This window comes from uncultured Mycobacterium sp., assembly GCF_964249325.1.
GTDB lineage: Bacteria > Actinomycetota > Actinomycetes > Mycobacteriales > Mycobacteriaceae > Mycobacterium.
Map to the genome: position 1 here is coordinate 1 of NZ_CAXUCH010000239.1, position 6,408 is coordinate 6,408.

Here is a 6,408-nt window from a genome sequence, read left to right on the forward strand (position 1 = left end):
GGCGAGACCGAGGTGCCCGCCGGATCACCGGTGTAGACGTTGTAGACGCCCGCGCCGATCGGAGCGGGCAGAGCGCGAACCATTGACCTCTAGTATCTACAGGCTTGCGTTGAGCGCCTTGATCGGCATCTGCAGATCGTCGAGCAGTCGCAGGTCGGCTTCGGCCGGCCGGCCCAGCGTGGTCAGGTAGTTGCCGACGATCACGGCGTTGATGCCGCCCAGCATGCCGCGCTTGGCACCCAGGTCGCCGAGGGTGATCTCGCGGCCGCCGGCGAACCGCAGCATCGTGCGAGGCAGCGCCAGCCGGAAGGCCGCCACCGCCTTGAGTGCTTCACTGGCCGGCAGCACCTCCAAGTCGCCGAACGGTGTGCCCGGCCGCGGGTTGAGGAAGTTCAGCGGTACCTCGTCCGGACCGAGCTCCGCGAGCTCGCCGGCAAATTCGGCGCGCTGCTGCAGCGTCTCCCCCATGCCCAGGATGCCGCCGCAGCACACCTCCATTCCGGCTTCGCGCACCATCGACAAGGTGTCCCAGCGCTCTTCCCAGGTGTGGGTGGTCACGACGTTGGGGAAAAACGAGCGAGCGGTTTCGAGGTTGTGGTTGTAGCGATGCACCCCCATCGCCGCCAGCTGCTCGACCTGCTCAGCGCTGAGCATTCCCAACGAACAGGCGATGTGGATGTCGACTTCATCGCGGATCGCTTCGATCCCCGCGGCGACCTGTGCCATCAGCCGGTCGTCGGGTCCGCGCACCGCGGCCACAATGCAGAATTCGGTGGCGCCCGTCTTCGCGGTCTGCTTGGCCGCTTCCACCAGACTCGGAATATCGAGCCAGGCACTGCGCACCGGCGAGTCGAAAAGCCCTGACTGTGAGCAGAAGTGGCAATCTTCCGGGCAGCCACCGGTTTTCAGGCTGATGATGCCTTCAACTTCGACGTCGGGCCCACACCAGGCCATCCGCACTTCATGGGCCAGGGCCAGCAGTTCCTCGAGCCGGTCGTCGGGCAGCTGCAATACCTGCAGCACCTGGTCTTGGCCCAGTCCCTCACCGCGCTGCAGCACCTGGCGGCGAGCTGCGGCGAGAATGTCGGTGGTGGGCCGAGTTGCCGCCTGAGTCACCCGGTACTCCCTCGTGTTGGCACAAAAACTTTTGCCAGGCTCGTCCAGCCGGGCAGAAACGGTGTTCACGTTAGGGTACGGGCGCACCACCACACAAACGCGCGATGCCCTGATGCATGAGATCTCAGCTGGCCGGGTACGTTCACGTGTATCGACCGATCAATGGATGCCATGGGCCAGGTGCGGGTGGAATACCTCGCTCATCACTGGATCCTGCTGGCAGGACCCGCGTTTTTGCCGGCAGTGATCGTGGTGGGTGTGGTGTTGTACGTCGCGATACGCGACAGGCGCAATGCGGATCCGGCCAACAAGTCCGAAGTCAGCGACAAGTCGACATGACAACGCTTGGTTCGACGAATTTCGTGTTTGAGCTCACGACGGATCGGTAACCTACCGTGGAGTAAGTCGCCGCTCGGCGGTCAGGCTCTCGGGCGGCCCAGTGCGGTTGGGAGGCGATGACGGTGGGCTCAGCGGTTCTTGCGGAAGCACCGGCGCGTGGCGCCGGGCTCAACCAGGTGATAGGCCTCAGTATTGCTGCGGCGGTGATCGTCGCGTTGATGCTGTGGGTCGGCTACGGGCACCGCACTCATCGGATCACGTGGTTGAACCGGCTCGCGGAGTGGATGGGCGAAAAGTTCAACCGCCCTGCCTGGGTCGCGCTGCCGGTTCCGGTGTTCACCACGTCGATCATTTGCGCGCTTTTCGGGTTCATCTGGGACGTCAGCTGGCACATCGGCAATGGCCGCGATCCTGGTCCATTGGCCAACCCTGCGCACTACTTCATCGTGATCGGTCTGTTCGGGATTTTCCTCGCAGGCATGATCGCGGTGGTGTTGCCGTTCGACAGGCCCGGCCCGGCTGCGGTGCGTATCACCCGCGACTGGTATGCACCGGTCGGCGGCGTGCTGATGGCCGGCTGCGGGCTGTACGCGCTGATCGGTTTCCCGCTCGATGACATCTGGCATCGCATCTTCGGCCAAGACGTCACGCTGTGGGGTCCAACACATTTGATGATGATCGGCGGTGCCGGGTTCTCGCTTTTTGCGGCCCTGATGCTGGAATACGAAGGCGGGCGGGTCCTGCCGGACACACCCGCCGAGGGCACGTACGCAAGAGATGAGCGTCCGCTCATCAAATTCTTGCGCTATTTGTCCTTTGGCGGCTTGTTCATCGGGATGTCGGTCTGGCAGATCGAGTTCGACTTCGGCGTCCCCCAGTTCCGGTTGGTGTTCCAGCCGATGCTGATCGCGGCGGCGGCAGCGGTCGCGTCCGTCGCAGCGCGCGTCACGATGGGACGCGGAGCCGCGATCATCGCGGCCCTTTTCGCGATCGCGCTGCGCGGCGCGGTCGCATTGCTGGTCGGGCCGATCTTGGGAGCTCCGATCAACTGGTTCCCGCTGTATCTCGGTCCAGCGGTGGTGGTCGAGTTGCTGGGTCTTACACCGCTGCTGCGGCGCCCGCTGCTGTTCGGCGCCGTTTCCGGCTTGGCCGTGGGCACGGTCGGCCTGTGGCTGGAGTCGCTGTGGATCGGCGCGGTGTATCACTATCCGTGGCCGGTAAGCCTATGGGGCGAAGCCCTGGCGATGGCGGTGCCGGCGGCGGTGATGACCGGGCTGTGCGGCGCGATGCTGGGCATGGTGCTGACCAGCCAACGCCTGCCGGGCCGGGCGATCGGCATCACCATCGTGGCGCTTACGGTGCTGGTGATCGGCGCGGGGGTGGCCAACGGGCTGCATATCCGGGTGCCAAAGCAAGACACCGCCACCATCAAGCTGACTGACGTGCCCAGCCCACCCGGGCGGCGCATGGTGTCGGCCGACGTGCAGATCAATCCGTCCGACCTGGTCAGCAAGCACCCGGACTGGCTGACGACCCTGTCCTGGCAGGGGCGGATGAGCGATCACCGCGGTTTGGTGATCGACTGGCTCAAGCCGATCGGACCCGGGCACTACCAATCCACCCAGCCGGTTCCGGTGTGGGGAACGTGGAAGACGTTGCTGCGCGTCCAAGATGGCCGGACGATGACGGCGGTGCCGATCTACGCGCCGGCCGACGACGCCATTCCGGCACCCGAGATACCGGCCATGGCGTCCAGCACCCGTCCCTTCGTGCTCGAGGTGACGATTCTGCAGCGCGAACGCGACCCGAACGTGCCGGCCTGGTTGTTCACCGCGGGCGGAATCGTGGTGCTGATCTTGACGCTGATGGTCATCTCGGCGCTGACCTGGGGCGCCGGCCGGATCAATGCCCGCGACATCGCGCCGAAGCAGCCGGAGGAGATGAAGGCGGCGGATCGCTCCCCTCCACGGGCAGCGTGATGGTGGCGAAAGCGATTCGCGGGGCGCTCATCACCGTCGCGGCCGCGGCGCTGATTTGCGCCGGTCTGGTCGGCTGCGGCGGTTCGTCTAACAAAGGCGGGCCGCCGAACGCTCTCGTGGTCAACGTCACCATCAGCAAGGGACACGTCACCCCGACCAATGCCACGCTTGAGGCCAAGGTCGGCGCGCCGATCACCTTCGACGTCACCAGCGATGCCCCCGACGAGCTGCATGTGCATTCCACACCTGATCACAAGTTCGAGGTCGCCGCAGCGCCCAACCAAACGTTCGAGTTCAAGGTCGACGTCCCCGGCAATGTGGAAGTCGAGCTACACCATCTGGACCGCACCATCGCGACAATTCACGTGCGGCCGTGAGCACGGCCGGCGCCACTGAGGTGCTGGCGCATGGTCTTGGCGGGTCGAGCGATCTGCCGGTGCCCTACGCCTACGCTGTGGTGGGTGCGGCGTGGGCGTTGACGTTCACGTTCGCCCTGGTGGCATTCGCGTGGCGGCAGCCGCGATTTGATCCCGAGAAACCCGGACGCCCCCTGCCGGAGGTGATCACCGCCCTGGTCGATGCCCGCGCCATCCGCGCGACGGCGGCGGGGGTGGCGCTGGTTTTCGCGGTATGGGTGGTGCTGGCCGGCTTGTTTGGTCCTCAGACGCCGAACAATGCCATGCTCGGGGCATTTTATGTGCTGCTGTGGGTGGGGCTGGTGGCGCTGTCGCTGCTCTTCGGACCGGTGTGGCGGGTGCTCTCGCCCATACGCACGATGTATCTGCTGCTGAGGCGCATCCCCCCGCAGCGCTTGTGTCGGCCGCGACTGTCCTATCCGGAAAGCTGGGGATATCGCCCGGCTGCCGTGGGGCTGTTCGCGTTCGTGTGGATGGAGCTGGCCAGCCCCAACTCGGCGTCGCTGCCCGCGGTCAAGGCGTGGCTGCTGGTGTACACGGTGGTGTTGCTGGCCGGGACGTGGCTGTGCGGGCAGCGATGGCTGGCCCGAGTGGACCCGTTCGGCGTGTACAGCATGGCGGTTTCGCGGCTGTCGCCGTTTCGCCGCAACGCGGTCTCCGGGCAGATCGTCATCGGCAACCCGTTTGACCACCTGCCGTCGCTGCCGGTTCGGCCCGGTGTCGTCGCGATGCTGGCGGTGTTGTTGGGGTCGACCGCGTTCGACAGCTACTCGGCCTCACCGACATGGCGCAACTTCGCCGACCGACTGTCGCGCGCTGCCCATGCAGTCCCGCCGACGGTATCGTCGTCGGTGCTGCGCAGCATCGGGTTGCTGGTCTTCGTTTCGGTTGTGGCGCTGACGTTTTCGCTTGCCGCGCGCGCCACCGGCGGCGTCGGCCGCGAGCAGCGCCGGGCGCTGCCCGCCCAGATGGCGCACTCACTGATCCCGATCGTGGTCGGCTACATCTTCGCCCACTATCTGTCGTATCTGGTCGAGCGCGGCCAGCAGGCCATCTTCGCACTCGCCGACCCGTTCGGCCGAGGCTGGAACATGCTCGGGCTGGCGCATCTGCGCGTCGCCTACGTGCTGTCCATGCACCCGTCGCTATTGGCCGGCATCAAGGTGACATGCGTGGTCGTCGGTCACATCGTCGCGGTCATCGCTGCCCACGACAGAGCCCTTCGGCTGCTGCCTGCGGGTCACCAACTCACCGGCCAGCTCACGATGATGCTGGTCATGGTGGGCTACACGTTCACCGGCCTGTATCTGCTTTTCGGCGGATAGCCACCGTCAGCCGATCAGGTACTCAGCCTTCTTGTTGCCGTCCCAGCGGCGCAAACCCGTGATGCTGCCCGCGATTTGGGATGGCCGGCCGACGATGCGCAACGCCCGTCCCAGCTGGGCGCCTCCCACCCGGCGGGCCATCGTGACATGGGCGGTCCAGTTGCCGGGCGTGCTGTTCGCCATGGGCTCGGGCACCATATGCGGCAGGCATAGCCGGTGCACCTCCGCGTGCACTGTCAGCAGCTGCGTCGTCGGCACCACCAGCCGGGCGAGCACGACCTTGGCCCGGCCGAACAGCACTGGCGCACCGATGATGCAGTCGTGCGGCAGCTGGTGGACAACCGGCGCCAGCAGCACGTCGACTTCGGGCTCGATGCGCTCGGCGACCGCCATGGTCGCGTGCGGGCGGCTGGCCGGCGCCTGACTCGGGATGCCAGCTGCGGCAAGATCTTTCCAGATGCGGCGAATCGCCGCCGCGGTGTCGTCGTCGAAGACCAGCTCGATCGAGTGAACCATCAGCCGACCAGCGCGCTCACCCAGTCCCGGTCGAATGCTCGCGCGCTCATCGCAGCGAAATCCGCCGCGGCCATCGCCCCGGCGCCCGCTGGCAGCGCGGCCCGCACCGGTGCCAGCTTCGCCAGCGCGCACCGGTTGACGCTGTGCACCGTCTCGGCCTGAGCCGGCCAGCTGCCGATCACTAGTCCGGCGCACGAAAGACCCTGTGCCACAAGGGCTTCCAGCGTCAGAGCGGTGTGGTTGAGGGTGCCCAGCTCGGCACGAGCTACGACCAGCACAGGGGCGGCCAGGTCGACCGCGACGTCGCGCAAGGTGACGCCGTGTTGAGCCAGTTCCACCAGCAGCCCACCGGCGCCTTCGACCACGGTCAACCGTCCTGGGCGATCGAGACTGCGAACCAGCGCCACTATCTCGTCGCGAGTAGGCAGGCTCATTCCGGCGTGATAGGCGGCGGCCACCGGTGCCAGCGGCTGCGGATACCGTGCCAGCCCCCTCAGCTCAGTGACGCCGGACAATCGAGCCACGTCGGCGAGGTCGTCGTCGCCCGCGTCGATGCCGGTCTGCACCGGTTTACACACCGCCACCTCGACGCCGGCTTGCCGCGCGTGGCAGGCCAGCGCCGCGCAGGCGATCGTCTTGCCCACCCCGGTGTCGGTGCCGGTGACGACGAGGACCGTCACCGCCGCGCCACGGACAGCACGTCGGTCAGCACCGTCT

7 protein-coding genes are annotated in these 6,408 nt (G+C 66.6%); 4 read left to right on the plus strand and 3 right to left on the minus strand.

What is annotated here, in order from left to right; translation table 11 throughout:
* Nucleotides 1-96: 96 nt before the first annotated feature.
* A complete protein-coding gene (bioB, locus tag ACFE99_RS21220; protein ID WP_375488377.1) occupies nt 97-1,116 on the minus strand; it encodes a biotin synthase BioB in 1,020 nt (339 codons plus the stop codon).
* A gap of 162 nt (nt 1,117-1,278) precedes the next feature.
* Between bioB and ACFE99_RS21225 the strand changes: the two genes are divergently transcribed.
* The 4 genes from ACFE99_RS21225 (at nt 1,279) to ACFE99_RS21240 (ending at nt 5,175) form a co-directional block, all read left to right on the plus strand.
* Nucleotides 1,279-1,455: a hypothetical protein gene (locus ACFE99_RS21225; RefSeq protein WP_375488383.1), complete on the plus strand. Its 177-nt coding sequence runs from the start codon at nt 1,279-1,281 to the stop codon at nt 1,453-1,455.
* A 116-nt stretch (nt 1,456-1,571) separates the two neighbouring features.
* Complete coding sequence (locus tag ACFE99_RS21230) at nt 1,572-3,434, plus strand: hypothetical protein (protein WP_375488378.1); 1,863 nt, start codon at nt 1,572-1,574, stop codon at nt 3,432-3,434.
* Nucleotides 3,434-3,811 (plus strand): hypothetical protein, encoded by a 378-nt coding sequence (locus ACFE99_RS21235; protein WP_375488379.1) that lies wholly within the window; start codon nt 3,434-3,436, stop codon nt 3,809-3,811. The genes ACFE99_RS21230 and ACFE99_RS21235 overlap by 1 nt, the downstream gene beginning before the upstream one ends.
* Nucleotides 3,808-5,175 carry a hypothetical protein gene (locus tag ACFE99_RS21240; protein WP_375488380.1) on the plus strand — a complete coding sequence of 456 codons (1,368 nt, stop codon included), beginning with the start codon at nt 3,808-3,810 and terminating at the stop codon, nt 5,173-5,175. The genes ACFE99_RS21235 and ACFE99_RS21240 overlap by 4 nt, the downstream gene beginning before the upstream one ends.
* 6 nt (nt 5,176-5,181) lie before the next feature.
* On the opposite strand, the gene ACFE99_RS21245 is transcribed toward ACFE99_RS21240, so the two are convergent.
* Together ACFE99_RS21245 and bioD are read right to left on the minus strand one after the other, a co-directional pair.
* Nucleotides 5,182-5,691: a 2'-5' RNA ligase family protein gene (locus tag ACFE99_RS21245; RefSeq protein WP_375488381.1), complete on the minus strand. Its 510-nt coding sequence runs from the start codon at nt 5,689-5,691 to the stop codon at nt 5,182-5,184.
* A complete protein-coding gene (bioD, locus tag ACFE99_RS21250; RefSeq protein ID WP_375488382.1) occupies nt 5,691-6,371 on the minus strand; it encodes a dethiobiotin synthase in 681 nt (226 codons plus the stop codon). Before bioD ends, ACFE99_RS21245 begins: the two co-directional genes overlap by 1 nt.
* Between the last annotated feature and the right edge of the window lie 37 nt (nt 6,372-6,408).